At 58.7% G+C, this 25,109-nt stretch carries 20 protein-coding genes and 6 pseudogenes; 12 read left to right on the top strand and 14 right to left on the bottom strand.

Annotated features, from left to right (window positions below):
- The first annotated feature begins 203 nt into the window (after nt 1–203).
- The 7 genes from Tal182_RS06045 to Tal182_RS06015 all read left to right on the top strand — a co-directional run bounded on the left by Tal182_RS06045 (nt 204) and on the right by Tal182_RS06015 (nt 4,087).
- Entirely contained in the window at nt 204–533 is a 330-nt protein-coding gene (locus Tal182_RS06045; RefSeq protein ID WP_085858614.1) for a metalloregulator ArsR/SmtB family transcription factor, read from the top strand.
- A complete protein-coding gene (locus Tal182_RS06040) occupies nt 530–994 on the top strand; it encodes an SRPBCC domain-containing protein (RefSeq protein WP_085858612.1) in 465 nt (154 codons plus the stop codon). The genes Tal182_RS06045 and Tal182_RS06040 overlap by 4 nt, the downstream gene beginning before the upstream one ends.
- 40 nt (nt 995–1,034) lie before the next feature.
- Nucleotides 1,035–1,451, top strand: a complete 417-nt coding sequence (locus tag Tal182_RS06035) for a GFA family protein (protein ID WP_085858610.1) — start codon at nt 1,035–1,037, stop codon at nt 1,449–1,451.
- Nucleotides 1,452–1,641: 190 nt separating this feature from the next.
- Nucleotides 1,642–1,974 carry a metalloregulator ArsR/SmtB family transcription factor gene (locus tag Tal182_RS06030; protein WP_085858608.1) on the top strand — a complete coding sequence of 111 codons (333 nt, stop codon included), beginning with the start codon at nt 1,642–1,644 and terminating at the stop codon, nt 1,972–1,974.
- Nucleotides 1,967–2,449 (top strand): SRPBCC domain-containing protein, encoded by a 483-nt coding sequence (locus Tal182_RS06025; protein WP_085858605.1) that lies wholly within the window; start codon nt 1,967–1,969, stop codon nt 2,447–2,449. Before Tal182_RS06030 ends, Tal182_RS06025 begins: the two co-directional genes overlap by 8 nt.
- On the top strand, nt 2,442–3,062 hold the full coding sequence (locus Tal182_RS06020; protein WP_170965888.1) for a glutathione S-transferase family protein: 621 nt from the start codon (nt 2,442–2,444) through the stop codon (nt 3,060–3,062). The genes Tal182_RS06025 and Tal182_RS06020 overlap by 8 nt, the downstream gene beginning before the upstream one ends.
- A gap of 197 nt (nt 3,063–3,259) precedes the next feature.
- Nucleotides 3,260–4,087: an alpha/beta hydrolase gene (locus Tal182_RS06015; protein ID WP_085858602.1), complete on the top strand. Its 828-nt coding sequence runs from the start codon at nt 3,260–3,262 to the stop codon at nt 4,085–4,087.
- 39 nt (nt 4,088–4,126) lie between these two features.
- Here the strand turns inward: Tal182_RS06015 and Tal182_RS32640 are convergent.
- Nucleotides 4,127–4,228 (bottom strand): annotated as a pseudogene (locus Tal182_RS32640) (antibiotic biosynthesis monooxygenase); the annotation flags it as partial.
- A gap of 316 nt (nt 4,229–4,544) precedes the next feature.
- Here Tal182_RS32640 and Tal182_RS06005 point away from each other — a divergent pair.
- The 3 genes from Tal182_RS06005 to Tal182_RS05990 all read left to right on the top strand — a co-directional run bounded on the left by Tal182_RS06005 (nt 4,545) and on the right by Tal182_RS05990 (nt 11,202).
- Complete coding sequence (locus Tal182_RS06005) at nt 4,545–5,270, top strand: Crp/Fnr family transcriptional regulator (protein WP_085858600.1); 726 nt, start codon at nt 4,545–4,547, stop codon at nt 5,268–5,270.
- A 675-nt stretch (nt 5,271–5,945) separates the two neighbouring features.
- Nucleotides 5,946–10,229 (top strand): DUF4082 domain-containing protein, encoded by a 4,284-nt coding sequence (locus Tal182_RS05995; protein WP_085858597.1) that lies wholly within the window; start codon nt 5,946–5,948, stop codon nt 10,227–10,229.
- 169 nt (nt 10,230–10,398) lie between these two features.
- On the top strand, nt 10,399–11,202 hold the full coding sequence (locus Tal182_RS05990; RefSeq protein WP_164517765.1) for a heparin lyase I family protein: 804 nt from the start codon (nt 10,399–10,401) through the stop codon (nt 11,200–11,202).
- A gap of 613 nt (nt 11,203–11,815) precedes the next feature.
- Here Tal182_RS05990 and Tal182_RS05985 read toward each other — a convergent pair.
- From Tal182_RS05985 to Tal182_RS05960, 6 genes and pseudogenes are all read right to left on the bottom strand, one after another.
- Nucleotides 11,816–12,273, bottom strand: a pseudogene (locus Tal182_RS05985) (transposase); the annotation flags it as partial.
- A 66-nt stretch (nt 12,274–12,339) separates the two neighbouring features.
- Nucleotides 12,340–12,489 (bottom strand): annotated as a pseudogene (locus Tal182_RS05980) (transposase); the annotation flags it as partial.
- A gap of 732 nt (nt 12,490–13,221) precedes the next feature.
- The gene (locus tag Tal182_RS05975; RefSeq protein WP_085858591.1) at nt 13,222–13,905 is read right to left on the bottom strand and encodes a phosphatase PAP2 family protein; all 684 of its coding nucleotides are present in this window, start codon (nt 13,903–13,905) and stop codon (nt 13,222–13,224) included.
- A 167-nt stretch (nt 13,906–14,072) separates the two neighbouring features.
- Nucleotides 14,073–14,843 carry an SOS response-associated peptidase gene (locus tag Tal182_RS05970; protein ID WP_085860855.1) on the bottom strand — a complete coding sequence of 257 codons (771 nt, stop codon included), beginning with the start codon at nt 14,841–14,843 and terminating at the stop codon, nt 14,073–14,075.
- A gap of 322 nt (nt 14,844–15,165) precedes the next feature.
- Complete coding sequence (locus Tal182_RS05965) at nt 15,166–15,486, bottom strand: hypothetical protein (RefSeq protein ID WP_085858589.1); 321 nt, start codon at nt 15,484–15,486, stop codon at nt 15,166–15,168.
- A gap of 2 nt (nt 15,487–15,488) precedes the next feature.
- A complete protein-coding gene (locus Tal182_RS05960; protein WP_085860854.1) occupies nt 15,489–15,689 on the bottom strand; it encodes a hypothetical protein in 201 nt (66 codons plus the stop codon).
- A gap of 132 nt (nt 15,690–15,821) precedes the next feature.
- On the opposite strand from Tal182_RS05960, the pseudogene ligD reads away from it, so the two are divergent.
- Nucleotides 15,822–16,869: pseudogene (gene ligD / locus Tal182_RS05955) on the top strand (non-homologous end-joining DNA ligase).
- Nucleotides 16,870–17,315: 446 nt separating this feature from the next.
- Here the strand turns inward: ligD and Tal182_RS32135 are convergent.
- Nucleotides 17,316–17,540: a hypothetical protein gene (locus Tal182_RS32135; RefSeq protein ID WP_164517764.1), complete on the bottom strand. Its 225-nt coding sequence runs from the start codon at nt 17,538–17,540 to the stop codon at nt 17,316–17,318.
- A 173-nt stretch (nt 17,541–17,713) separates the two neighbouring features.
- Nucleotides 17,714–17,833 (bottom strand): annotated as a pseudogene (locus Tal182_RS32630) (CopG family transcriptional regulator); the annotation flags it as partial.
- Between the two features lie 893 nt (nt 17,834–18,726).
- Between Tal182_RS32630 and Tal182_RS05935 the strand changes: the two are divergent.
- Nucleotides 18,727–19,227, top strand: coding sequence for a hypothetical protein (locus tag Tal182_RS05935; protein WP_085858583.1), 501 nt, complete (start codon nt 18,727–18,729; stop codon nt 19,225–19,227).
- Nucleotides 19,228–19,245: 18 nt separating this feature from the next.
- Here the strand turns inward: Tal182_RS05935 and Tal182_RS32625 are convergent.
- From Tal182_RS32625 to Tal182_RS05910, 5 genes and pseudogenes are all read right to left on the bottom strand, one after another.
- Nucleotides 19,246–19,371 (bottom strand): annotated as a pseudogene (locus Tal182_RS32625) (CopG family transcriptional regulator); the annotation flags it as partial.
- A gap of 269 nt (nt 19,372–19,640) precedes the next feature.
- Nucleotides 19,641–21,602 carry an elongation factor G gene (locus Tal182_RS05925; RefSeq protein WP_085860852.1) on the bottom strand — a complete coding sequence of 654 codons (1,962 nt, stop codon included), beginning with the start codon at nt 21,600–21,602 and terminating at the stop codon, nt 19,641–19,643.
- Nucleotides 21,603–21,780: 178 nt separating this feature from the next.
- Nucleotides 21,781–23,310 (bottom strand): SulP family inorganic anion transporter, encoded by a 1,530-nt coding sequence (locus tag Tal182_RS05920; protein ID WP_085858581.1) that lies wholly within the window; start codon nt 23,308–23,310, stop codon nt 21,781–21,783.
- A 4-nt stretch (nt 23,311–23,314) separates the two neighbouring features.
- On the bottom strand, nt 23,315–24,019 hold the full coding sequence (locus Tal182_RS05915; RefSeq protein WP_012483012.1) for a carbonic anhydrase: 705 nt from the start codon (nt 24,017–24,019) through the stop codon (nt 23,315–23,317).
- A gap of 331 nt (nt 24,020–24,350) precedes the next feature.
- Nucleotides 24,351–24,977 (bottom strand): class I SAM-dependent methyltransferase, encoded by a 627-nt coding sequence (locus Tal182_RS05910; RefSeq protein WP_085858579.1) that lies wholly within the window; start codon nt 24,975–24,977, stop codon nt 24,351–24,353.
- Nucleotides 24,978–25,109 lie beyond the last annotated feature (132 nt).

Here is a 25,109-nt window from a genome sequence, read left to right as displayed (position 1 = left end):
TCCGTGAAGCAGCAGGAGCCGGCCGCAGGGGAAGCAAGCAAGAGCCTGCAAGGCCGAGAGCTTTAGCCGGGCTTGCCGCCCAGGCACCTCCCACCTCCTCCCACCTCCGTCATTCCAGGCCTTGAGCCTGGAACCCATAGCCGCGGCACGAACGCAAACAAATTAGTCTTGACTCATCAATTAGTAACGGCTATTGTTTTCGCATGATCCAGACCGCCCCCATCACCACCATCATGCGCGCCCTTGCCGATCCCACCCGACGGACCGTGTTCGAGCAGATCGTCAACTCCGATGAGATCACCGTCGTCGAACTGACGCGGGCGAGCACCGTCACACAAGGCGCTGTCTCCCAGCACCTCAAGGCGCTGAAGCAGGCGGGCCTGGTGGCAGAGCGCCCCGAGGGGCGCAATGTCTATTACCGCGCCGAGCCCGAGGGGCTCGCGCCGCTTATCGACTGGATGAGCCATTACGGCACCTTCTGGCGCGAGCGTTTTGCCGATCTCAGAACCTTGCTGAAGGAAATCGATCCATGACCGACACCGCATTGAAGCCCGACACGCAGGAAATCGTCGTCGACGAAGTGTTTCCGCACGCGCCAGAGACGATCTGGAAAACGCTGACCACGGCCGAGCTGATGGGCCGCTGGCTGATGATGCCGGCCGGTTTCGAGCCGATCGAGGGCAAGCGCTTCACTTATCAGACGACGCCGGCCGGCGACTGGGACGGCACCATTCACTGTGAGGTGCTCGAGGTAAAACCGAACGAGCGTCTCTCCTACGCCTGGAAAGGCGGGCATGCGGGAAATACGGGCTACGGCTCGCCGCTCGATACCGTCGTCACTTTCATCCTTGCCAGAGCCGAAAACGGCACCCGGCTGCGCCTCGTCCATTCCGGCTTCGTGCTGCCGAAAAATGAAACGGCCTACCGGAAGATGGGCGAAGGCTGGAAGAAGGTCGTGAAGAATATCGGCGCCCTCGCCGGCGGCGAGGACTGAGCCGGCGCCAGCCACATCACCAATTGTTCAGGAGAAAGCAATGAGCAAGCCCTATACCGGCGGCTGCGCCTGCGGCGCCATTCATTACGAGATCGCCGCCGAGCCGATCGCGATGAACGACTGCCGGTGTCGCGACTGCCAGAGGACGAGCGGCACCGGCCACGGATCCTATCTGACCTTCCCGAGCCGGCAGGCGGTGAAGCTCGAAGGCGAGGCCAGCCACTGGCAGATGATCGCCGACAACGGCAACGTCAAAACCCGCGGCTTCTGTCCGGCCTGCGGCGCGCCGGTTTATCTGACTTTCTCGTATATGCCCGATTTCTTCACCATCCACGCCGCCAGTCTCGATGAGCCGGAGCGATATCAGCCGCAAATGGCAACCTACACCATGCACGGCCTCGCCTGGGATCGGGTCGACCCGGATGTGCCGAACTTCGAAAAGATGCCGCCGATGTAAGGCTGGCGCAGCGCACGCAAAATCGTGCTCGCGGGTGCTCGGTCGCGAGCGGGAAGGTTCCGCTCACGACATCATCGCTTGCCCAGCAGGGGTCGAGTTTCTTCCGTCATTGCCGATCCAGCGCAAAATTGTCTTTGACATTTCGCCGTGCAGAATATATCCATTTGGCTATATAGCTAATTGGTGATGCATGGACGACAGGCTTGATGCGATTTTTTCCGCACTCTCCGACCCCACACGGAGAGCAATTCTCGCGCGGCTAGCCAAGGGCAAGGCCACCGTGGCCGAACTTGCCGATCCCTTCGAGCTGTCTCAGCCCGCCATCTCAAAGCATCTCAAGGTCCTGGAACAGGCCGGCTTGATCCGCTCTGGCCGGGAAGCGAACTCGCGTCCCCGCATCCTCGAGCCGGCAGCCTTGAAGACAATTGCTGATTGGATCGCCGATTACCGGCGCTTCTGGGATGAAAGCTTCGATCGTCTCGATGACTATCTGTCCAAGATACAAGGAAACGAAAATGACTGATCCAGAGACTGCCAGCGACAACAGCCATGAGTTGGTTCTCGTGCGAAGGTTCGATGCCCCATGCGACCTCGTTTTCAGGGCATGGACCGACCCGAAAGCCTTGGCGCAATGGTGTGGTCCTCACGGCTTCAAGGCGGTGGGCGACAGACTTGAAGCCCGGCCCGGCGGCAGGCACCGCGCCTGTCTGATCGCACCGGATGGAGAAGAGCATTGGGTCGGCGGAAAATATCTGGAAGTCGAGCCGCCGCACAGGCTTGTCTTCACGCATGCCTGGGAGACCGGGGCTGGCGAAACCAGCCCCGAAACGATCGTCGCCATCACGCTGCGGGAAAGCGATGGAGGTACGGAAATGACTTTTCGGCAGAGCGGATTTGCCAGCGCATCGTCCCTTGAGGGTCATGAATCCGGTTGGTCGCAAAGTTTTGAGCGATTGAGCTCTTTTCTGGGACCTTCCGAAGGGCAAAATCATGCGTGAGGCGGCGATGAAGCTCTATTATTGCGAGACGCTCAATCCGCGCAAGGCCTGCGCCGCCGCTCGTTTTCTTCAAGCCGACGTGGAGTTCGTCAGGGTTGACCTGGCGAGCGGAGAGCAGCGCAGCGCGGAATTCCTGGCGCTGAACCCGAACGGCAAAGTCCCGGTGCTGCAGGATGATGCCGGAACTTTATGGGAAGCGAACGCCATCATGTGCAGGTTGTCTGACACGGTCGCATCGGATTTCTGGCCGCATGACCATCGGCAGATCGACGTGCTGCGCTGGTTGAGCTGGGATGCCAGCCATTTCACCCGGCACGGGGCAACACTGTGGTTTGAAAATTTGATCAAGCCGTTGTTCGGCGGGAAGCCTGACCTCGCCGTGATCGAAGACGCGAAGACGAGTTTTCGGCTCCATGGCCGGGTGCTCGACGAACATCTGGCCGCCAACAGCGTCGCCGTCGGCAAGACACTGACCGTTGCCGATTTCGCACTGGCAGCTGCACTTCCTTATGCAACCGCTGCCGACATACCACTCGCCGAATTCCGGCATATCCAGAAGTGGTACGAACGGCTTGAAGAACTGGATGCGTGGCGAAACCCTTTTCCAGCCTGAGAGGCATGCGCGAACGGCATTGCCGGTTTAAAAGGCGCTGCCGCCGAAGTCTCGCTGAGAACGTCGTCGTCTTTTGACCTCTTTTCCGCAGCAACGATTTGTGCCTATATTGCCGCTATGCCGAGCACACCCGCCGTAATGGGCCGCGTTGCTGCAAAGCGTCCTGGGCATTGCCAAACCAGCGGGTACATTCTGTCGTGAGTACCACAAGATACTTGCTGATCTTGCCGCTGATGGCGGTCATCGCCTACGTCGCAGTCGTGGCTCTGGTCTATTTTTCGCAGGCAAGACTGCTTTATCCCGGAGCCGGCGCCACACCTGCTCAGGCGGACGCGCGTTGGGGCGAGTCGGTCCACGTCAAGACGCCCGACGGCGAGTTGCTTCAGGGACTGTACAGCCAGGGCGACAGCGACAAGCCCTGCGTGCTCCTCTTTTTCGGAAACGGCGACCGCGTCGACAATTACGCCTTTCTCGCTCAGGCGCTGGCCGCACACAGGATTGGCTTGCTGGCGATTTCCTATCGCGGCTATCCCGGATCGACCGGCTCACCCAGCGAGCAGGGGCTGCTGACGGACGGCATCGCCGCGTTCGACTGGCTTTCGGCACACGACGGAAGCGAGATCGTCGTGCTGGGCCGGTCACTTGGCACTGGCGTTGCCGTGAACACGGCCGCGCAGAGGCCGGCCGCAGGCGTCATTCTCGTCTCGCCGTATCTGTCGGTTCTGTCGGTTGCGCAGAGGCATTATCCGTACCTCCCGGTCCAGCTTCTTCTCAAGGATCCCTTTCGGTCGGACCTCAACATAGGCAAGGTCAGACAACCGAAGTTGTTCCTCCACGGGCGGCTTGATGACAGCATCCCGCTGTCTTCAGGGCAGGCGCTGTTCGAGATCGCACCCGAGCCCAAGCGGATGGTTATCTATGACGGTGCCGGCCACAATGATATCTTCAACGATGGCATGGTCGGTGACGTCATCCGTTTTGTGGAAACGCTGGAAGGAAACGGTCCTGGATCCCGTCATGGATGAAGATCATAGCGGTGGGTCGGCTTCGAATCCATAAGCTCTTCAAACGAGCGCCACACGAATTTCATAACGCGTGTACCAGTCTGCCCGGCCCCGGCGTTGCGCTTCGACGTGATCGACAACCGCTTTCCATGACCGGATGCTTGTAACCGATGTTTTGCCCCCACGTTGTCCCTCCGCCGCAGTCTGTGATCGGCTTCCATCATGAGCGAAGGGAGTTTCAAGCGATTAATCAGACATGCGCCGAGAAAGGGAGTATGCTAAGTAGTGTGCGAGAACGGACAATCGGGCGATCTTCACCACATGGTGGAATACCTCGAAATGGCAACGACTTATTCGACTCATGTCGAAACCGCACAAACCGCGCGTGGCCGTGGCCAATTCCGTTCTTGCTTCGTAGTTTGACGATTCACATCACTTTGGCGTTTGGTAGCACCCAGGCTCCTCGGACGGAGCTGCCATGACAACTTTCGAGCAATCGAGGACTTACAATACCCTCCTGAGAACGGTCAGCCCTCACGTATTCGCTCGTCTCGCGGACGGTATGGAGCGGGTCGACCTGCCTTTGAAGTTCGTATTGGTCGAAGATGGCGTCCCCCCTGACCATATTCATTTCCTGGAATCAGGACTCGGTTCGGTCGTCGCAACCAGCTCTGACGAAGAAGCCATCGAAGTGGGACATCTCGGGCGGGAGGGCGCATCTGGCATGCATGTCATGCTTGCAGTTTCCACCACGCCGGGCCGAACGTTCATGCAAGTAGCTGGGTCGGGAATACGTGTACCCACGAACGAGTTCACCGAAGCTGTGGTCTCCGACCGGGAAGCTCGCGAGTTCTTTCTCCGTTACGTCCACACGACCGTTCTGCAGCTCGCCCATTCGGCACTGGCAAATGCCCGCTACAGCATGCAGGAGAGGCTCGCACGCTGGCTATTGATGTGTCACGACCGCCTCGATGGTGACAATCTAACGGTGACGCATGAGTTCCTGTCGCTGATGCTCGGCGTCCGGCGCTCTGGCGTGACGGATCATCTTCATATCCTCGAAGGCAGGCATGCCATCCGTTCCACGCGCGGAAATGTCCGCATTCTCAACCGTGAGATGCTGCTCGATATCGCTGGCGGTTGCTACGGCGTACCAGAGAGGGAATATGAAAAGGTGCTCGGCCTTCCGATGCGCGTGAAATAACTCAAGGTGCTGGCTTGATCGCGTCGGCGAACGCCAACGTCAGCAAGACATCCCCAGCCTCGTTGCAAATTTCCAGCCGTCGCGAAGAGATTTCCTGGCCGAGCAAAATTGCGTCGCTCATGAGGGCTCGGGCGTCCTCAATGGCCTCTTCCCAAGTCTGTTCAAGACTTGGAAGCTCGGTTCCTTCCAGGTCCTCCCGAACGCCATCTAGGTGATTGTGAAATGTTCGGCGGTTCAGTGTAATTTCTGAAATGATTTGAGAAAGGCGCCCCCTGCCCTGCGCCTCGCCGCGTGCACTCTTCGCTAGCGCTTGCCCAGGAAACACGCGTGTGAATGGCGGATCGACATGGCACTTACCGGCCGAAGCAGAGCCAGGAAAGCCTCGACTTCATCCGCGCATAGAGTGGCAAAAGCAGCGCCGTCCGCGTCCATTTTCCAGCCGCAACTGAGCTCCAGTGCACCAAGGGCGTGTGAGGATTGACAGAGTTCTACCAATAAAGAGCTACTGGAAAATCCAAAAGATCGGAGCATAGTCCGCCGAGTTGGGTTCAGCGCGCGCGGGAAAAAGTGAGACACAGCACTCCTGCCGCCACGCTTTGACGACTTAGCAGGCAACATTGATAGCTCGACCACTTGGCAGGCAACATTGACAGGTTGATGCGGAGGTAGCGTGTGATGGCGCAGGGCGTTGTTTCTCTCAGCGGGACTCTGACTCAGAATCAAACTTTGGCGGCAAATGTCACGGATATTGACGGATTACCGTCAGGGACGATCATTACCTATCAGTGGCAGCAGAGCAGCGATAACGGTGCCACGTGGAGCAACATAACAGGTGCAGCCACAGCCGCCCTGACCTTGCAGCAAGCTCAAGTCGGAAAGCGGGTGCGGGTAACCGCTGCTTACACCGATGCTTTGGGTAACCAAGAACTGGCTGCCAGCACCACCAATGCCGCCGTCGCCAACGTGAGCGACATAGGCGTGGTCACGATCAGCGGTACACCCGTGCAAGGCCAAGCCCTGACCGCCGCGGTCTCGGATCTGGATGGGCTCGCCAACGTGTCGATCACATATCGTTGGCAGCAACTGATCGGAAATACCTGGAGCAACATCGCGGGCGCCACCGGTTCAACGTGGACGCTTCAGGCAGCGCAGGTCGGCAGGCAAGTCCGCGTCCAGGCAACCTATACCGATCAGTCGGGAGGAACCGAAAACAATCGAACCAGCTTGGCGACATCGCCGATCGTCGCGAGTAATCCTGCCGGTAACGACATTGGCGTCATCTCCGTCATCGGGGCCGCAACTCAAAATCGGACGATCGCGGCGGGCGTTACTGATGTCGACGGGCTCCCCTCCGGGACCATCGTCGCTTACCAATGGCAGCAAAGCAGCAACGGCGGCGGCACGTGGAGCAACATTGCCGGTGCCACTGCGAAAACACTCAGCCTGCAACAAGCGCTGGTTGGGAAGCAGGTTCGAGCGACCGCCACGTACACCGATGCCCTTGGTAACAACGAGACGGTCGCCAGCAGTCCGACGGCGGCAGTCGCCAACGTGAACGACGTAGGCGTGGCGACGATCACCGGCGCGCCCGTTCAAGGCCAAGCCCTGACCGCGGCCGTTACCGACCTCGATGGACTCGCCAACGTGTCGATCACCTATCGCTGGCAGCAGCTGATCGGGACGACCTGGACCGACATCGCCGGAGCCACCGGTCCGACCTGGACACTCCAGGCGGCGCAGGTGGGCAGGCAAGTCCGTGTGAGGACCACTTACACCGATCAACTGGGTGGTGTCGAAACCAACCGGGTGAGCACGTCGACCGCAGCGATTGCCAGTGCCACCAACCATCCGGGTGTGCTTGGCATCAGCGGGACGGCGACGCAAGGTCAGGTGTTGACGGCCGCTGTCACCGACGCCGACGGTGTGCCGGGATCGGTGACCTATCAATGGCAGCAAAGCAGCAACGGGACCACGTGGAGCAATATCGGCGGAGCGACTGCCAATACGCTGACCCTGCAGCAGGCCCAGGTCGGCAATTTCGTGCGGGCAACAGCCAGTTACATCGACAACCTGGGCAACAGCGAGAATGTCACCAGCCCGGCGACGCCCTCGGCAGTCGCCAATGTCAATGATCCCGGCGTGATCTCGATCACTGGCATAGCGAGCCAAGGCCAGACCTTGACCGCCAGCCTCAGTGACATCGATGGCCTGCCGGCAACAGGCGTCAGCTATCTGTGGCAGAGCAGCGACAACGGCAGTACGTGGAGTGACGTCGCGGGCGGGCAAAGCCTGACACTGGGCAGCAGTCTCGTCGGCAAGCGCGTGCGGGTCAATGCCACTTATACCGACCTGCTTGGCACTGGCGAGAACATCGTGAGCGCGGCGACTGCGCCGATTACAACGGTAAGCTCCAGCCCCGTCAGCCTCTTCACCACCCAGACGCCGGCCCAACCCAACTTCACCGACGGGCCTGGAGTGGACTGGGAAGTCGGGATGCGCTTCGTCAGCAGCAATACCGGTTCGATCCAGGCGATCCGCTATTACAAGGCCCCCAGCGAGACCGGCACGCATGTCGGCCGCATCTGGTCGGCTACCGGGCAGCAGCTGGCAAGCGTTACCTTCACCAATGAGACAGCCTCAGGCTGGCAACAGCAGACTTTGGCAAGCCCGCTGGTCATCAGTGCGGGCACCACCTATGTCGTCTCGGTCAATGCCAACAGCTACTATTCGCTGACTTCGAACGGCTTCGCCAACCCCATCAGCAATGGCGGATTGACCGCCCCGGTCGGCGCCGGTGTCTACAACGAAACCATTGGCACGTTTCCAGCCCTCGTCTACCAGAACGAAAACTATTTCCGCGATGTCGTGTTTTCTACTGGATCGAGCGTTGCGTTGCGGGACAACAACACCATCTTCGTCAGTGAATCAGCCGGCGCTGCAACAATCACCGTCGTTCGCACAGGCAGCACGAGCGGGCAGCTGACACTGGAGTACACGACCAACGAGATCGGCGGAGCCGGAGCGGCACAGGCTGGAGCGGACTATACGCCGCCGACCTTCAATGGCCGCGCGAATACCGGGCAAGTCGTTTTCGCGGATGGCGAGAGCAGCAAGACGTTTGCCATCCCGATCGTCAATGACCCCGATGCCGAAGGGACCGAGACATTTTCTGTCGGCATCCAGAATCCCGGGCCTGGTGGTTCCCTGGCAGCGCCGCGGACTGTTCTCGTCTCGATCGTCGACGACGATTCCGCACCCACCATCTCCGTGAGCAATCCGGTCATCACCTTATCGGAGGCGGCCGCCGCTGCCACTATCACGGTTCAGCGCAGCGGAAACATCGATGCCACGGCTAGCGTTGCATATGCAACGAGCAATGGCAGCGCGATCGCGGGCTCCGATTATACGGCAACAACAGGCGTGCTCACATTTGCCGCAGGGCAAGCGATCCAGACCATTTCTATTCCGCTGCTCAACAACACGACGGCCGAGAGCAACGAAAGCTTCACTGTAAACTTGAGCAATCCGACAGGTGCTGTCCTGGGGAGCCAGGCGACCGCGACCGTCAACATCCTGGACGACGACAGCAACCTCGGTAATCTGGTCCGACAGACCGTCGTGACCGGCTTGACCGAGCCAACGGCCTTGGATTGGACCCCCGATGGCCGCTATATGGTTGTCGCGCAACAGAACGGCATTGTGCGGTTGGTGGACAACGGCACGCTGCGGTCGACGCCGCTTGTCGATTTGTCCAGCCAGGTCAACTATACGCCCGGAGATCGGGGGATGCTGGGGCTGGCAATTCATCCGAACTTCGCGGCAAATCCATACGTCTATCTGCTCTACACTTACGATCCGCCGGAAACCGCGAATGGAACTGGCCTGGCGGGACCGGATACCAAAGGGAACCGTCCTTCTCGCCTCGTTCGGCTTACGGTCAACCCCAACACGATGATTGCCGATCCGGCCAGCATGGTGGTGCTGGCCGGTACCAATAGCACCTGGGCATTCACCAGCCGTCCGGATCTCGACAGTACCGGCGCTGTGAACATACCGCCGTCCGGCATCGTCAACGGCACCACCATTACCGCCCCTGCAAGCCTGATCGAGGTGGGAACGCAGGACAACGATCCAGATCGCGCCGGAATCCAGAACCAGAATATTCGGGACTATCTGGCGACGGACAGTGACTCCCATTCCAATGGAGCTCTCCATTTCGGGCCCGACGGCATGCTGTACTTCAGCAACGGAGACGGGACGTCGTACAATTTCATGGACCCTCGCACGGTTCGCGCTCAAGACAATCACAATCTGTCCGGCAAGGTCCTGAGGATAGATCCGATGACCGGCGCGGGCGTTCCGGGGAACCCCTTCTATGACCCCGCGGATCCGAACAGCAATCAGTCCAAGGTATTCTATTCCGGCGTGCGCAACGCCTATCGCTTCACCTTCGATCCGGTGACCAACCTGCCTGTGCTCGGAGATGTCGGCTGGAACAGCTGGGAGGAAATCAATACGGGCCCTGCAGGATCCAATTTCGGTTGGCCGTATCTGGAAGGTCCTGGCCGAACGGGCGGCTACCAGGATCTCCCCCAGGCGATCAGCTTCTACAACAATGGGAACCGAAACAGCCCTTCCGATCAGGCTGCTGTTTTTCCGCTGCTATCGAGAAGCCACGGCGCGCCCGACAACGCCACTGCGATCACGGTCGGGGACTTCTACAACGACGCCACCCTGATGTTTGCGGATCTTGTCAATGGCAATGTCTACACCGCAACAATGAACGCAAGCCGGCAGATCACGAACGTACAGGTCTTCGACACGAACGTCCCCTATCTGGTGGACATCGAGAAGGGACCGGACGGCTGGCTTTACGCTGCTGATTTGGGCACCGGCACCATCCGCCGCTGGGCAGATCCCAATGTGCCGACCGGCGCGAACCTGTTGGCACCGACTTGAGCCATAGCATTCAGGATGGGATGGTGGCACGGATCATTCAGTCGTCGGTAAGCGGTGTGCCGCTGGCACCGCTGAAGTCGTCTAGTTGAAGGCGATGCCGAGATAATGAGGGAGGTTGGTGATGCCGCTGAGAGCTAATCGGTCAAGCTCAGGGTTCAAGAATGGGATATTGAACTTCCTCCGCAAAATCCTAATAGCAGTACTTCTGCCCGTTCTTTCAGCAAATCTTTCATTCGGTGCGGAAAGGACATTTAAAGTTCCTGGCTTCACCCACCCGTTTAGAGTTACGACGGAACGCAATCAGCCGGGCGGCTTTACTATGGTGAAAGACCCGCTGGATCAGTACAACGCGGCCAAGGTGTTCAAGTTTTCGATCAACCCAGGCCCGTGCGTACGGGACGACTGCGAGCAACAGTCGGCTCGCGCGACGGTTCAGCAAGGACGCAAGGCCAAGCAACCCAAGGAGGCATGGTATGGTTGGGACATGTATTTCGTGCCCGACTTTCCGATTGGTTCGAAGCAGGTAAGAGGTCACGAGATATTCGTCGAATTCAAGGATCAGGACCAATGCCAACTCGTGGCCCTGACCACCAATCCCCATAGCAACGACCAATTCCTTTCATGGAGTATGGAAAAGCCAAGCGGGAAGCAGATGACCCAGTTCGGCGGTGACTGTACTGACCTTTTTGACATGCGCGTCGCCCCCATCAGGGAACTGGCGGGCGCTTGGCACCGTTTCGAACTCTTTGTTCGATGGACCAGGGAAGGCGACGGACGCTTCTTGATGTTTCTGGATGGGAAGCAGGTCGTGGACTATCAGGGCATTACCTGTTTTTCATGCGATAAGCTAAATTACTTTCTTTTCGGCAACTACCTGTGCTGCACGACTGGCACCAAATTGGTAGTGCCCGCGACGGTCTACTATCGCTACGTCAGCATGGCGAAATCGCGTGAGGCTCTCGTTTGGAAGTAGTTCAGCAGGATCGACGGCGATGGGACGGCTCCGCGAACAACGAAGCTTGCGGAGCTGAAATGCACGAAGGGAGGTGGGCGGCCCGTCACGAAAATTTCTAGGAAAACGCAGAGCCAGAGAAAGCGGTGTTTTCCTCACACGTTGACCAAGCGCGGTAGGCCGATCCAAAGCTACCGCTTCGATACTGATGGCAAGAATGCGGCGGCAGCGGACATTGACTACGTTCGAAAGTTGTATCGACTATCCTATATCTGGGGCCGTAGTTGGATGATCCTTTGGCGTCTTGTGAAGGGGAGCGTTGGAGTTGAAGAGCAGCGTCAAAATAAGATGGAGTGATGTGATTGCTCAAAGAATCGTAGCCCCAGGGCGCTACGTGCAACCGGCAAAATTTCCGGATTCCCCCGACGACACATGGAGTGTGGTGCTCGAATTCAATGAGCCTACCCACGGTACGGCGTCCTTCCTAGCTGCAGCGGCACCTCACCATTTGCTGAAGCGCGGCGTCACCTTCCAAATGTTTGAAGGTCCGACGCTGGCCGCGACTGTATCGGTCCTATAGGGAGCCGGGTCCGTATTGGGTCGACAGCAGGCTTCAGTCGCTTGTTCGTCCTATCTAATTCCACGGGAGTAGCTCGTCGACCCGGCTCTGTTTGTGGCCATTGACGATGGCGGTGACCCTGGCATTCAGGTAGTCAAGCGGATCAACGGTATTGAGCTTGCAGGTCTCGATGAGCGAGGCGATGGTCCCCCAATTTTTTGCTCCTGAGTCATGCCCGGCAAAAAGAACGTTCTTCCGATTGAGCGCAATCGGCCTGATACTTCGTTCGACGGAATTGTTGTCAACCTCGATACGACCGTCGGTCAGGAAGATGCAGAGGCCATCCCAGTATTTGGCGATATAGGAAAGCGCTTCGCCGAGCGGCGACTTATCAGCGACACGGGCACGCTGCTGCGTGAGCCAGGTTCGCATGTCGGCGATTAACGGTGCGGATCGGTCCAGCCTTCCCGCAAGCCGAGCTTCGGCTGGTAGGCCATGCAGTTCCGCCTCGATCCATAGAGTTCACCGATCCGCCTCAGGTCTGGCAGAACCAACTTGCCCTGCCGCGCCATCGTACGCCAGGTGGACAGATGGTTCGGCTTCAAGCCATGTCGCTCTGCGACTTCATTCACCAATGCTCCGGGCCGCAGACTTTCCGAAACGATCTGCGCCTTGACCTCATCAGGCCAATGCCGGTGAGCCTCACGTCCAGGCTTCCTGGTCGTGAGAACCTCCAATGTACTCTCCATCGAGAAACTCCCCGCTCATCCATGGAAAGCCGATCACAGATCAGGGCAGCCAAGACAACGTGGGAGCGGAACACCGGGTTACTGTAATGGTGTCTCCCACGAGGGTTAGGTTGAGCCCCCGAAACGGGAAGTCTTGGGAGGCAGCGCCAGGCATTGTGGATATTGGAACATGAGCCGCCGCCAAACATTATGTGCTTGCAACCTCGCTCATTTCCATTGAAGGAGATTCCACGTGAATAACTTGATCTGGCTCGTCGGCGCCGTCGTCATCGTGCTCGCTATCCTGAGCTTCTTCGGCTTCCGTTGAGAAAGAAGTGCGGCGGCTCAACTGCACCATCCATGAACGCAGGAGCACGCCGCTACGCCGGACGAAGAACCCGACCGGCGCAGCATGTTATATGGGGAGCATTAGCAGCGACTTAAATGTCTGCCGTCGTACCCACTGTGGATCGAGGTTGTCCCGTCGAACTCGCGGGCTGGACGCGTCCCCGTTTGATGGCGCCTCAAACAGAAACGGCGCCATGAGGCCGCGGGTGAACCTTGATACGATCTGGCTCAGTCCGCTACGGCGTTGGAGATAGTTGAACTGCCCTTCGGCCTCTTAATTAGGCCAATCTCCGCTTGCTACGATTTCGATTTTCGCCAGCCCGCCGCCCAAGCTTCCTCTATGTGATTCCGGAACGACCTGCAGTGGAAGGATGTGCCGTTTATCCGAGCACGTCGAACTCGCAATCACGAGATGAGGTGTTGAATGGCCCTTCCGACGAGCCGCAGCTCGTCGAACTGCGTCACAAATTCATAGGATATGACAAAGAAACCAGAGAAGAACAAACCTGGAAAGCGCTCCTCTACCGTTAGCACAGACGGCATCAATAGCTTCTGGAGGGGGCGCGCAACCACGAGGGCTGTGCACACGCCCACAAAAGCGCCACCCAGGATGTCGGTCGCATAGTGATAGCCAGCATAGATGCGCGGCAGGCAAATCACGAACGTCGACCAGATGAAGCAGGCCGCACCAAGCGGTCGGGATGCGCGCCACATCGTTGTCGATACCGCGAAGGTCAGTGCGGCATGGTCACTGGGGAAGGAACTCCAATGCTCAAGCGCTTTCGGATCAACGCCCAAAGGCAGCACGAAGTCGGGATTGCCTGAATGCAGCGGCCTCATACGCTCTGGCAGAAACAGTTGTGTAAATCGCGATATGCCAATTCCGAAGAACATGTCGATGATGCATTCGACAACAACTGGCTTCCACTTATTTCGAAAAAACCATAAAAACCACAATAATATAAATAAAGTCAGAAATTTTACAGTGTTCAAGTCAAGAAAATGAATAATGAGCTTATTCGCTATAATCGACTTTGATGAATATTGACCCATCATCTTCATCACGAAGGTGTCGAGATCGTTTAGCATTGAGAAGCCAGCCAATTTCTTTGGTTTGGAATGATCTATGATGTTATACTTATGTCATCATCCCATTAAGACCACTCCGCGCAGCCGGCGACACAGCAATAGTGCTCAATAATCACATTAGCGCCCGGCGCCGATGATGCCCTTATGCCCTTGTCCACTCGTGGTGATTACAGCAAATTCGTTTGCACCGGCTCCCCGGCGTTGCTGATGATGGTGGAGCCATAGGCCTCGCGCGATATCACCCTGATTGCATCGTTCGGCAGCGGGCGGGCGAGCGCCTTTGCCTCTTCCCAAGGGGCGCGCATCCACACGTCGACTTCTTCTTGCGTCAGCAGCAAGACCGGCATCGCCTTTCCATGGATCGGTTTGACGACGTCGTTGGGGTCGGCGGTCAAGAAAGCGTAGAGGTCGTCGGTCGTAAGGCCATCCTTGACCTTGCGGACGCTTTGCCATTGCGGAACGTGGATCCCAGCGAAGAACATCAACGGCTTGCTGTCGTCACGGGCGAACCACACGTTCGGCGTGCTTCCCCCGTCCTGTTTGCTGGCGGGATCGGGTTCGGCAAAACTGGTCACCGGCACTATGCAACGGCTCTGGACGCCGAACCATTTCTTCCAGTGCGGAACATTGAGGTTGCGGACGTTGGTGACGCCCTTATCCGGCTCCATCCGGATGAGCATGTCCATGTCGACGGGCTTGCCCTTCTGGCGCAATTTCTCTGCCCGGGCCTCAGTTGCCTGTTTGATCAAGAAGAATGGCGAAGGAAGACCCCATCTCGCATGGACAAGCTGCTTGCGGCCATCTGCTGTGTTGCGGACGATCGGGCCCAATTGGTCCGGGTTCATCTGATAGGCCGGCATCAAGTTGACCAGACTCTCGACGTCTTGAGCCCACTTACTGACCCAATCCTTCGCATCCATCCGGTATAGATTGCACACATCACCCTCCTTCGGCGTCCAGGCCCCATTGCGGGCCACTTCGTCCGTATCGATAAACTGGCCGTCCCAGCGATCCCTGAATTGCTCTGCAGCTTCGCGGCTGCTGAAGCAAAAGACAAGATAGCTATCCCACTCGATCGACGCGCTGTAGCTCTTCGATCTGCTGTCCAGTGCGAGTGCCGAGGTGATGACCGTACCCCGATCTCGAACGGAATAGGGGTGTTCGCCGGAGTGATAGTTGCCCCACCAGAGCATGACGTGATGAGGAAGATCAGTTTTTAGGCGCCAGCGGGCGCTAGGGCTATCTCGGCGCGACGCCATCCTACAAAACTCCGTCTTCCCAGATTGGCTTTTTGACCGACGTCACTTTGACCAGTCGGCGCACTGGAAGCTTGCCGATTTCAGCCCCCCAAATCTGGACGACCTTCAGGTTCATGTATTCCCTTCGGTCGCAGAGCTGACACCGGAACCGGCCGGCCAAGCGATCGAGGCTCACGTCCTTCGTCAGCTTCAACAGATCGCGCGGAAAAAACCGGTAAGTCCTTCGACACAGCTGGCACGTTACCTCGAGCAATTGGCTAGCATCAGCCGCGTCGCGCAGGGTCCACCCGCGCAACTTCTTGGAATAGTTCATTTCCGGCATGGTCAGTCTCGGTCGTATCTCGGCCGCCACCCACGCGTGATCCCTAGGCCCATAGCGCCTTCGGTCAGCACCAGCTGCCAGCGAAGGTGACGGATGTCTGCCAGGAGCGTTCCTATCGCCGCTTGCACATCGCCTTTGTGATAGGCAAGCACCTCGGCAATCTCATCATCAACCATGGCTTCGCCGATCGGCTGCTCGCGCATTCCGTGCTCCATACTTTCGGTTTTCAGATTGGCGGCCACTCGCCGATGTTCTTATTATGTTCTCATCGGCAGATGAGTCAATAATCAATCTTGGCAAATTGCTTTTTTAGGTGTGGCTGCTGAACTGCGGTCATGACAAAGCCGCCTCGCAAATCTTCCCAGCCGTTGCTTGGTGACGCTGACGCACCGCTCCGCAGCCGGCCGCGTAGAAAGCGTGACCCCGCACAGCATCAGCTTACCCTCGACCCGATGCCGGCCCGGATCGATCCGTGCCTGGCGCTGCTGAAGTCACGGCCGCCGAAGGGGCGGCAGTGGGCGTTCGAGGTGAAATGGGACGGCTACCGCCTGGCTGTCCATATCGAGCCGAAGGGCATCAGGATTCTGACCAGCGGCGGCCATGACTGGACCGACCGTTTTCCTGCCATTGCGGCCGCGGCAAAACGCCTTCCTGTCTCAACAGCGATATTGGACGGCGAGGCCGTCGTGTTTGACGAGCTGGGCCGGTCGGATTTCGGCAAGCTTCAGCAGTCTCTCGGCGGCCGCGGCGGAAAGCGGACATAGTGGGAATCGATCTTGATGGTCTTCGACCTCCTCTACCTCGACGGCCATGACCTCACCGGGACAGAGCTCACAGCCCGGCGCCATCTCCTTGAGGGGCTGGTGCCGGCCGGCGGGGAGGAGGCCATCCGCTTATCGGAGGAGATAGAAGCGGATGGAAACACGCTCTTTCGCATCGCCTGCGAGCATGGTTGAGGGCATCATTGCGAAGGACCGCAACAGCACCTATCGCAGCAGTCGCGGCGGCGACTGGCTGAAAATCAAATGCATCCAGAGCGACGGTTTCGCGATTGTTGGCTATCAGAGGTCCGGCTCGGCGTTCGGGAACATCGGCGCGCTTCTGCTGGCTGCTCGGAAGGGTGGGGAGCTGGTTTACGTTGGATCCATCGGAACGGGCTTCAAGGCAGATGAGGCGATGAAGCTTCGCGCAATGATAGACAAGGTCAAGGCGACGAAGCCGGCCGTCAAATATTCAGGCGGGCGCAAGAACCTGACCTGGATCAAGCCGAAGCTGGTTGCCGAGATCCAATACGGAGGCTGGACGCATGACGGCAAGCTGCGCCACCCGTCATATAAGGGACTGCGCGATGCTGCTGATAATGCGGCAATTCTTGAGATATAGGAGATGGCGATAGAGGGTGATAGGCTGCCAGCAAGTGAGCGATGGGCCCAGTGTCTTTGACATTTATGCTGAGCACTGTTTGGAGGCTAGGATGACAAAGCGCCTGAGTATTAATTGTCTAGTAGGCTTCATCCTGTGTTTACTCGGTGCATTCGTCCTAAGTATGTTCACCGGTGGCGTGGAGCATATGCATGGATTCGCGAGGTTGATATACAATATTCTTTGGGCGATTCTTGTAATACTCTTCTTGCCGGGTCCGGCGAGTTATTTATTTTCGCGATCGTGGCCGGAGCTACGCAAGGATGAAGCCAATAGAGAATTTATGCGCAAGCACCCCTTGAAGTTTTTAGTCTGGCGCGAAGTCAGGCATGAGGTGAGCGACGTGCAGCATTAGTGGCAGTATGCCGTTAACCTGCAGGAAATCGCGCTCGCGAAGAAACCGCAGATCACGCGGTCCCATCAACATCGCCATCTTCGTGCAGCTCATGCACCGGCAGATCATTAAGGGGCTGCGCGAGGTGCAGGATAACGCGGCCCTTTTTGACTTGAAAGGGCAAGGCTAAATAGTTCCCGCCAAGCCCAAAACTATGAAAATCAACATAACAGAGGTCACTACCACGAAAGAAGGTCCGGCGATAAAGAACTTCTCTTTTGGCTTCATCAACACGCAATCATCATCACCTCCGCGATCGGCCCAATAGGCCTCAGGCCCGAAATCTTCGGTGAAATTGAAGCCGTTTCTACTGTAGAAGATGATCGATCTGATGAACCAATACCAGTAGTAGGCGCAAAAGGGGCCGACAATGCAGAGGGCAATCCATAGCTGAATTCGATCTTCGCTCAATCAAGCATTCCCATCAACATCGCCATCCTCGTCCAGCTCGTGCACCGGCAAGTAGGTGTTCTGCTCCATCAATTCCCGGACGATAAACCTGATGGTGTCCTCGCGCGTCAGCGCTAACTTGCTGCATCTCCTCCCTCACTTCTAAAAGCGGTCGCGGCAAATTTTCGGGAATTCGTAATAAAGATAAGACAGTATTCCCATGAGCAGTATTACTCCGAACAAAGTCGCGAGGTACAGCTTTGCGAAGATATGGTCTATTCTGCCAAGAGCCCATTCATAAACAAAGCATTTCGCAATGGTGCATTTATCGGGCCCGGGAAACCACCAGAGAATTAGATTAAAAAACATGTAAGAAGACAATAAAATCAAGAACTGTCTGGCCTGCGACCACGTTTCTTTAGGAGTTCGATTTGCAACCGATACTCTGCGGAAGCCACTGGCGTGCATGATAGTAAAAAAGCATACACTTGCGGCAATTTGATCGCAAATTGACAGAGCAGTAAAGTTCCGATGTGAGCCGAATAACTCACACGCGATTGCAGTGAGACCGCTCGGAAGAAATAGGGCGCCAAAAAAAGCCTTCCCGCTGGTTGGCCTTTGCTGAACAACAGCGATGCCGCAAGCGTAAGCAGCCCACACTGTCAGAACAATTGGAACTGGGCCAATGACCCAAGGTAAAGCCGGAAACGGCATCTATCCCCCACAGCTATGCAGGCGAATTTTTCAAACCAAACGTGCAACTTCCGCCTTCGTCTACCAGTGCTAGGGTGCCGCACCGATGTCAATAAGGTTCCATAGCGCCCATTAGGCGCTCCGATCGACGTCCCCATCTTCGTCCAACTCGTGCACCGGCAGATAGGTCTTCTGCTCCATCCGCTAATGGACGATGCTAACTACTGTCCCGTCGGCAAAAGCGTATACGTCATCAATCCGAGAAAGAGGCGGAGCCGGACCGTTGTCATACGCACCTGCGCGTGCAATTCTGTCGCGTAGACTGTTTAGGCAAGGTGCATATGGCGGCAACAACATTCGCATCTCCACCCTGGTGGAGAATTGCAGTTGCATTAATCGTAGTGCCTTTGGTGGCATCCTTCGCATATGCCGTTTACGCACCCGCCTATCAGGGCCTGCCGAATATGATGGAGCGCGTTGTCGAAACGACTGCAGTCGTCGCGTTCTTCGGTGCGTATCCGCCAACTGTTGTATTGGGGATACCATTGATACTCTATCTCAGGGGACGAGTACGGGCATCTCTTGCAAATTGTGCGATGGGCGGGGCCTCCATTGCGACATTCCCGTGGCTTTGCCTAACCGTATTTTTCGGCCCGGACGAGGCCTACGTGAATGATCACATGACCTACCAGCACGGGATGATGACGTGGTGGGGATTGCTGGAAGCAATCGAATTGCTCACAGAAATAGCTGTATTCGGAATTGCCGCCGGTGGATTGTTCTGGCTAATCGCCGCGGCCGGCATCAAAAAACAGCCCCCTTCTATAAAAGTATTCGAATAGCGGCTCTCGATATCGCCTGATCGCGAGCGATCCGGAATTGCGCAACAGCAGCGCGGCGCGGCAGAGCATGATCTGCAATTCAGCTCCCGAAATATCTGCGATCCGGCTGGCGGCGTCTTCAAGGAGAGTGACGGCGTAGGTCATGGAGTCCCAGCGAGTGCATACTTTTCCTGACCGAATACGATTTGAATGTGATCCCGGAAGAATTGGCGGCCGATGTCGCCAGGCTCCAAAAACCGTTCGCGCTGCGTGATGTCGTCGAGGCGGTCAGCAAACCGTAGGAAGAGACTTGCTCGAGCTGCCCGGAGCAACGGACAGCCCGAAGGCCAGGCTCCACACGAAGTGAGGAGGAACTCGGTTAACTCAACGACTGAGCCCCATTCTGCGAACGAGCATGAAGCGGCCCGAACGTTTCAGCGTGCGCCGCCCGTTTCCTCGTGTGCCCTCACGATGGCGTCCGCTTCCTTGCCGTATAGCTCCTCGAAATGATCGAAGGTCTTGGAAAAGTAACCGATGCCCTGCGTCGCCGAGCGCAGCGCCCGCGCCAGATCGTCGAGTGCGCCGCCCGGAACAAGCGCCCGGAAGATGTCCCATCCCTTGGCGGTTTCATCCCGGTCGAAGCCGAGAACCTGACCCTTGAGAGCGGAGACGATCTGGACGAGGCTGCCGGAATAGATCGACGGAATGTGAATTTCGCTGCGGAAGACCGGTTGCATTAAAACGGCCGCCCCTTCGGAAAGCGCCTGTCGCACTCCCATTCTCGACGCAGTCCTGAAGGCGTGTTCCGAACTGTCGACGGCATGGTGCTGACCGTCGAACAGCGTTACGCCGACATCGATGACCTGGAAGCCGAGCGGCCCTTTCTCCATCGCTTCGCGCGCGCCTGCTTCGACGGCAGGGATGTAGTTGCGCGGAACGACGCCACCCTTGACGGTTTCGCTGAAGGTGAAGCCCCGGCCGCGCTCGTTGGGGCGAATGCTCAGCTTCACATCCGCGAATTGCCCGGCACCGCCGGTCTGTTTGCGATGCCGGTAGTGAACCTCGGAGGGCTTGGCGATTGTCTCGCGGTAGATCGGGCTGGGCGTTCGATCGGTGACCTCGATGTGGAAGACGTCGGACAGGGTTCGGCAGAGATCGCGCAGATGTACAGGGCCCTGGGCGCGGACGAGCTGGGCGCCCGTGCCTTCCTCTTGCAAAACGACAAGACCGCGATCCGTCTCGGAAAGTTTTACCAGCGTTTCGGAGAGCTTGTTTTCATCGCGGTCGCTGCCCGGGACCAGAATCCTTTCAAGCATCGGCGTCGGTGGCTCGGTCCATTCGGGCGGGGCGACCGTCGCGGCTGACGTCAACAGCGACGGGACGGGCAAGTGGTCGGACTTGACCGTTGCGAAGACATCCCCCGGTGCCGGTGTAATCGCCGAGCTGGACCGTCCGTTTGCAGGATCCTGCACGGCGCCGAGGCTGGAGCCGCCGAGTGATGCGCCTTGCCGCAGTCCCTCGCCAAACGCACGCACCAGCACCGTCTTGCCGATATTCTGACGATGATAGGCATGGAAGCTCACGGCGGTCAGCTTGTTTTCCTCGACATTGCCCGCACGAGCCAGACGCTGTCGAAGAACCGTGACCGGCGGCGCCTCGTGGCGCAGCGCCTTCATCAGCCTCATCATGCCGTTGCCGTGGCTCGCGGCACCGATCAGGACCGGAATAATCCTGTTCTCGCTCAGAACCCGCGATGAAATGGCATAGAGGGCGTCGCTGGGCGGCTCGCGATCTTCGATCAATTCCTCGAGAAGCCAGTCATCGAATTCGGACAGGTGTTCCAGGAGCTCGCTGCGCGCTTCGTGCTCGCGCTCGGCAGCACTTTCGGGGATTGCGATCAGCGCCGAAGTCTGGCCTTCCCGGTAGCGCCACGCGCGTTCCGATATCAGATCGCAACTGCCGATGATCCTGTCCCCTTCGCGGATCGGGATCTGGCGAAGCAGAAGCGTGTGGTTGGCGTAGTCCTGAAGCGCGGCGATCACGTCCCTCAGCCGCCCTCTCGGTTCGTCCATTCGGTTGACGAAGAGGATGCACGGCGTCCCCGAGGCTTCGATTATCCTGAGATAGGGCGCGGCGAGCACAGCCTCCTCGGGTGCCGATGAAACGCACAGGATGCAGGCGTCGCTGGCAAGAAGCGCGTGCTGTGCATGCGCCAACGCCTCGTTGGGTCCTGGCGCATCCAGCGCACACCACGCCTCGTTTCCAAAGGTGAATTCTGTGAGGTTCAATCCATAAGGGGAACTGGATTTTCTCGGCGTTCCCTCCAACGAGCCGAGCTTTTCCACGACTGTTGATTTTCCAGTCTGCGAGGGTCCAAGAACGGTAAAGCAACGCATCGGCATTCCTCCAACTGCCATAGACACAACTTTCAGCCATCATAGGATGCCCTGAACTGCTGCAAGGCGCCAGAGGTGTTCGGTTTCACAACGCTTTGACTGGAGAGGTAGATGCCGATGTCGTTCGCCGCCCTGCTTGGCGGACTGATAGGGAGGGCGTTTGCCCTCCCCAGATTTATCAGGCGACCTCGGTCGCAAAACGCTGAAACAGCGGTTTCAGGCGGGGGTGGCGTGCCGCCGGAGGCGGATGAATTTCAATGGCCCGACCGGCCCTTGCCTCGCGTCGCAGCCATTCGCTGATGGTTTCGGCGCTGGTGTGATCCATGTAATGGAGGTCCTCGCCGACAATCTTGACCTTGCGGCCCTCGGGCAGTTGCTCGAGCGCGTTGAGCAGAATGGGCACGTCCTTGCAGGTGGCTGCGCCGCCGAGCTGGAGATGGATTTCCTCGTCGATCTCCGCGTGCCTGATCGCGAGTTTTCGCCTGAGGTAGGGCACGATCTCGATGATCGACAGCGCCAGGCCGAGTGCCACGCCGACCAGCAGGTCCTGCAGGACGACCATGGCAACGGTCGCCGCCCAGATGCCGACCGGAACCAGTCCATGATGCTCGAACAGGTGGCGGACATGGCGCAGGCTGATCAACCGCCATCCGGTGACGAGCAGAACCGCGGCGAGGGCCGACAAGGGAACCAGGGTCAAGAGGCTTGGCGCCAGCGCCACCAGGCCCAATATCCAGATCCCGTGGAAGATGGCGGAGGCCCGCGTGCGTGCGCCGGCCTGAATGTTGGCCGAGGAACGGACGATGACGCCGGTGATCGGCAATCCGCCAAGCAGGCCGCAGAGCCCGTTGCCGACGCCTTGGGCAAACAGCTCCTTGTTGAATCCGGTGCGCACGCCGTCATGCATCCGGTCGACGGCGGCGGCCGAAAGAAGGGTTTCGGCACTCGCGATGACGGCAATCATGACCGCCATGAGAATGACGCCGGGCTCAAGCAACCGGGCGAAGTTTTCCGCGGTCGGCAGTGTGATGCTGTCCACGAGCGAAGTGGGGACTTCGACGCGGGCGATCGGCAGCTGCAACGCGGCGGCAAGAACCGTCGCCGCCGCGACGCCGACCAGCGCTCCCGGAACCAGCGCAAGGGATTTCGGGCGGCACTTCTCCCAGCACACCATTGCAAGGAGGGATATGAGCCCGACCTTCAAAGCGGTTGCCTGGCTCGTCAGGCCAGTTCCCCAAAGACGGGCGAGACTGTCCTCCATCGCCGCGACGTTCTCCATGCCGCCGGCAGCAGGCTTGGCATCCATCAGCACATGAATCTGCCCCAAGATGATCAGGATTCCGATGCCGGCGAGCATGCCGTGAACGACGGCCGGCGAGATCGCCCGGAACCAGGAGCCGACCCGCAGGAACCCGCCGGCGATCTGCAGGAAGCCGACGGCGATCAGGACGGGGGCGAGCATGGCGACGCCGTATTCCTCGACGAAGCCGAAGACGATGACGGCAAGCCCGGCCGCAGGTCCGGAGACCTGCAGCGGCGAGCCCGCCAGGAAGCCGACGACGATGCCGCCGATGATGCCGGAGATCAGGCCCATCGACGCCGGCACGCCGGAGGCGATTGCGATTCCAAGGCACAGCGGAATGGCAACGAGGAAGACGACCAGCGAGGAGGCGAAGTCGCGCGAAAAAGTGGAGGTCACTGCTGTCATGGCGCTACTCCGCGGCAAGCATTGCTGCGATTTGCGGCATGACATGCGGCCGATCGCGGCCGGTCACCGCAACCGGCAGCGGCTCTCCCTCCTGCGGCACCGTGAAGGTCGCTTTCGCCCCGTCATAGACCTGGACCTCGCCGGTCTCGATGTCGAAGAACCAGCCGTGAAGGGTGATCTCGCTGGTGGCGAGTTTCGCGGCCACGGAAGGATGTGTCTTCAAGTGATCGAGCTGAACGACGACGTTTTCCATCGCCACGGCGCGCACGCGATCACTTTCGGAAAGGTCGTCCGGATAGGCCCGGCAAACGATCGAATAGGCGGCGTGACTGTGGCGCAGCCAGGCTGCGACATTGGGCATCGGCTGCAGCAGCTCCGGATGGCACAGGCCCTTCATTGCTCCGCAATCCGAATGGCCGCAAACGACAATGTCGCTGACGCCGAGCGCCAGGATCGCATATTCGATGGCGGAAGAGACCCCGCCATTGAGGGTCGAGAACGGCGGGACGATGTTGCCGGCATTGCGGCAGACGAAGAGATCGCCGGGACCGGCCTGCGTGATGGTTTCGGGCATCACCCGGCTGTCGGCGCAGGATATCATCAGGGCCTGTGGTTGCTGGCCTTCCCGCGCCAGCTTGCGGTAAAGCGCCGACTGGTTGGGAAAAACCGCGCCGCGAAAACTGGAGATACCTTTCAGGAGATCACCCATTGTTCGGATCCTCTTTCTGGCCGGACGTCGGATTGGGGAGGAATGTCTCTCGTCCGGCGGGTTACAGAAGCGATTCGTTCGCAAGTGCGAAAAGAACAGTAAAGAGTGTGCAGCGCAACCAGCCGCTGCGAGATCGCGATCAACAACACGTGAGGAGGGTGCCGAGATTCGACGAGGGCTCGCGATTCTCTCGGCTGGAACGTAAGGTCAGCAATGCGTCCGCATGTCGCCACAGAGGCGATCTTTGCCTTCACCGGGAAGCCGACAATCGGGTGATCACCTCGAGTTCACAGTCGCGCCACAGCCGGCCATCCGGCAAGTTCTGTGAACGTCACGCCCGGCTTGCCCGAACGCTCAGCCACCGATCATGGGGCCTTCCGACGTACCGACTTACATCGTTGACGATCCAGCCGGCGTCTGTGAGTGCCGACCGCAGGGCAGGCTCGCGCCAATACGTCTCGACGTAGCGCCGCGGTGCTGCAGCACTGCCGTGTGTGGATAGATCCTCGCCGTCGCCCTCCCTGACCGAGACGTGCAGTCGGCCACCGCTCCGGGTCGCCTCAGCAAGCCGTCCCAGCACCGTGCCGAAATCCCCGCGCGCGACATGAATGAGGCAGGCACAGGCCCATACCCCGTCATAAGGCATGCCGGGACGCTGCGGGTCGGCCAGGTCATCGGTCAGCGGGTCCAACAGGTCGGCCTCGAAGCCACTTTCGCGCAGCAGTTCGACGAAACCCTTTGAAATGTCGGTGCGCCGGACGCTCATTCCCCGCTTCTCAAGCTCAAGTGCATCTCGCCCGCCACCGCTTCCGATCTCCAGCACCCTGCCCGAGCCGGGGAGCTCGGTCACGAACACGTCGATCTCTGTCGCGACCCATGCGGGCATCACCGCGGCCTCGGTAGCGTACTCCGCCGCGACCGCATCATAGGACCGCACAGTCTCCCGGTCGGTGCTCATCCCCAGCGCTCCTCCTTCAAGACAAGAGCCTATCAGCCCGTTGCGCCCTTCACACTTCGGCGGTTGGTGACATCGCGGCCGATTTACTCCCCAGCTTTAGCAGAAATGACGTCAGAGACACCACCGACCGAC

Source organism: Rhizobium sp. TAL182 (assembly GCF_002117725.1).
Lineage (GTDB): Bacteria > Pseudomonadota > Alphaproteobacteria > Rhizobiales > Rhizobiaceae > Rhizobium > Rhizobium esperanzae.
This window is presented reverse-complemented; position numbering and strand designations above follow the sequence as displayed.

What these genes read in the sequence shown, in the direction of transcription:
- Tal182_RS05965 (WP_085858589.1), bottom strand. Translation starts at nt 15,486, where the DNA reads ATGCCGGAAATGAACTATTCCAAGAAGTTGCGCGGGTGGACCCTGCGC.
- Tal182_RS05920 (WP_085858581.1), bottom strand. Translation starts at nt 23,310, where the DNA reads ATGACAGCAGTGACCTCCACTTTTTCGCGCGACTTCGCCTCCTCGCTG.
- Tal182_RS05925 (WP_085860852.1), bottom strand. Translation starts at nt 21,602, where the DNA reads ATGCGTTGCTTTACCGTTCTTGGACCCTCGCAGACTGGAAAATCAACA.
- Tal182_RS06040 (WP_085858612.1), top strand. Translation starts at nt 530, where the DNA reads ATGACCGACACCGCATTGAAGCCCGACACGCAGGAAATCGTCGTCGAC.
- Tal182_RS06005 (WP_085858600.1), top strand. Translation starts at nt 4,545, where the DNA reads ATGACAACTTTCGAGCAATCGAGGACTTACAATACCCTCCTGAGAACG.
- Tal182_RS05915 (WP_012483012.1), bottom strand. Translation starts at nt 24,019, where the DNA reads ATGGGTGATCTCCTGAAAGGTATCTCCAGTTTTCGCGGCGCGGTTTTT.
- Tal182_RS05935 (WP_085858583.1), top strand. Translation starts at nt 18,727, where the DNA reads ATGGCGGCAACAACATTCGCATCTCCACCCTGGTGGAGAATTGCAGTT.
- Tal182_RS06025 (WP_085858605.1), top strand. Translation starts at nt 1,967, where the DNA reads ATGACTGATCCAGAGACTGCCAGCGACAACAGCCATGAGTTGGTTCTC.
- Tal182_RS06020 (WP_170965888.1), top strand. Translation starts at nt 2,442, where the DNA reads ATGCGTGAGGCGGCGATGAAGCTCTATTATTGCGAGACGCTCAATCCG.
- Tal182_RS05995 (WP_085858597.1), top strand. Translation starts at nt 5,946, where the DNA reads ATGGCGCAGGGCGTTGTTTCTCTCAGCGGGACTCTGACTCAGAATCAA.
- Tal182_RS06030 (WP_085858608.1), top strand. Translation starts at nt 1,642, where the DNA reads ATGGACGACAGGCTTGATGCGATTTTTTCCGCACTCTCCGACCCCACA.
- Tal182_RS05975 (WP_085858591.1), bottom strand. Translation starts at nt 13,905, where the DNA reads ATGCTAAACGATCTCGACACCTTCGTGATGAAGATGATGGGTCAATAT.
- Tal182_RS05960 (WP_085860854.1), bottom strand. Translation starts at nt 15,689, where the DNA reads ATGCGCGAGCAGCCGATCGGCGAAGCCATGGTTGATGATGAGATTGCC.
- Tal182_RS06035 (WP_085858610.1), top strand. Translation starts at nt 1,035, where the DNA reads ATGAGCAAGCCCTATACCGGCGGCTGCGCCTGCGGCGCCATTCATTAC.
- Tal182_RS06045 (WP_085858614.1), top strand. Translation starts at nt 204, where the DNA reads ATGATCCAGACCGCCCCCATCACCACCATCATGCGCGCCCTTGCCGAT.
- Tal182_RS05910 (WP_085858579.1), bottom strand. Translation starts at nt 24,977, where the DNA reads ATGAGCACCGACCGGGAGACTGTGCGGTCCTATGATGCGGTCGCGGCG.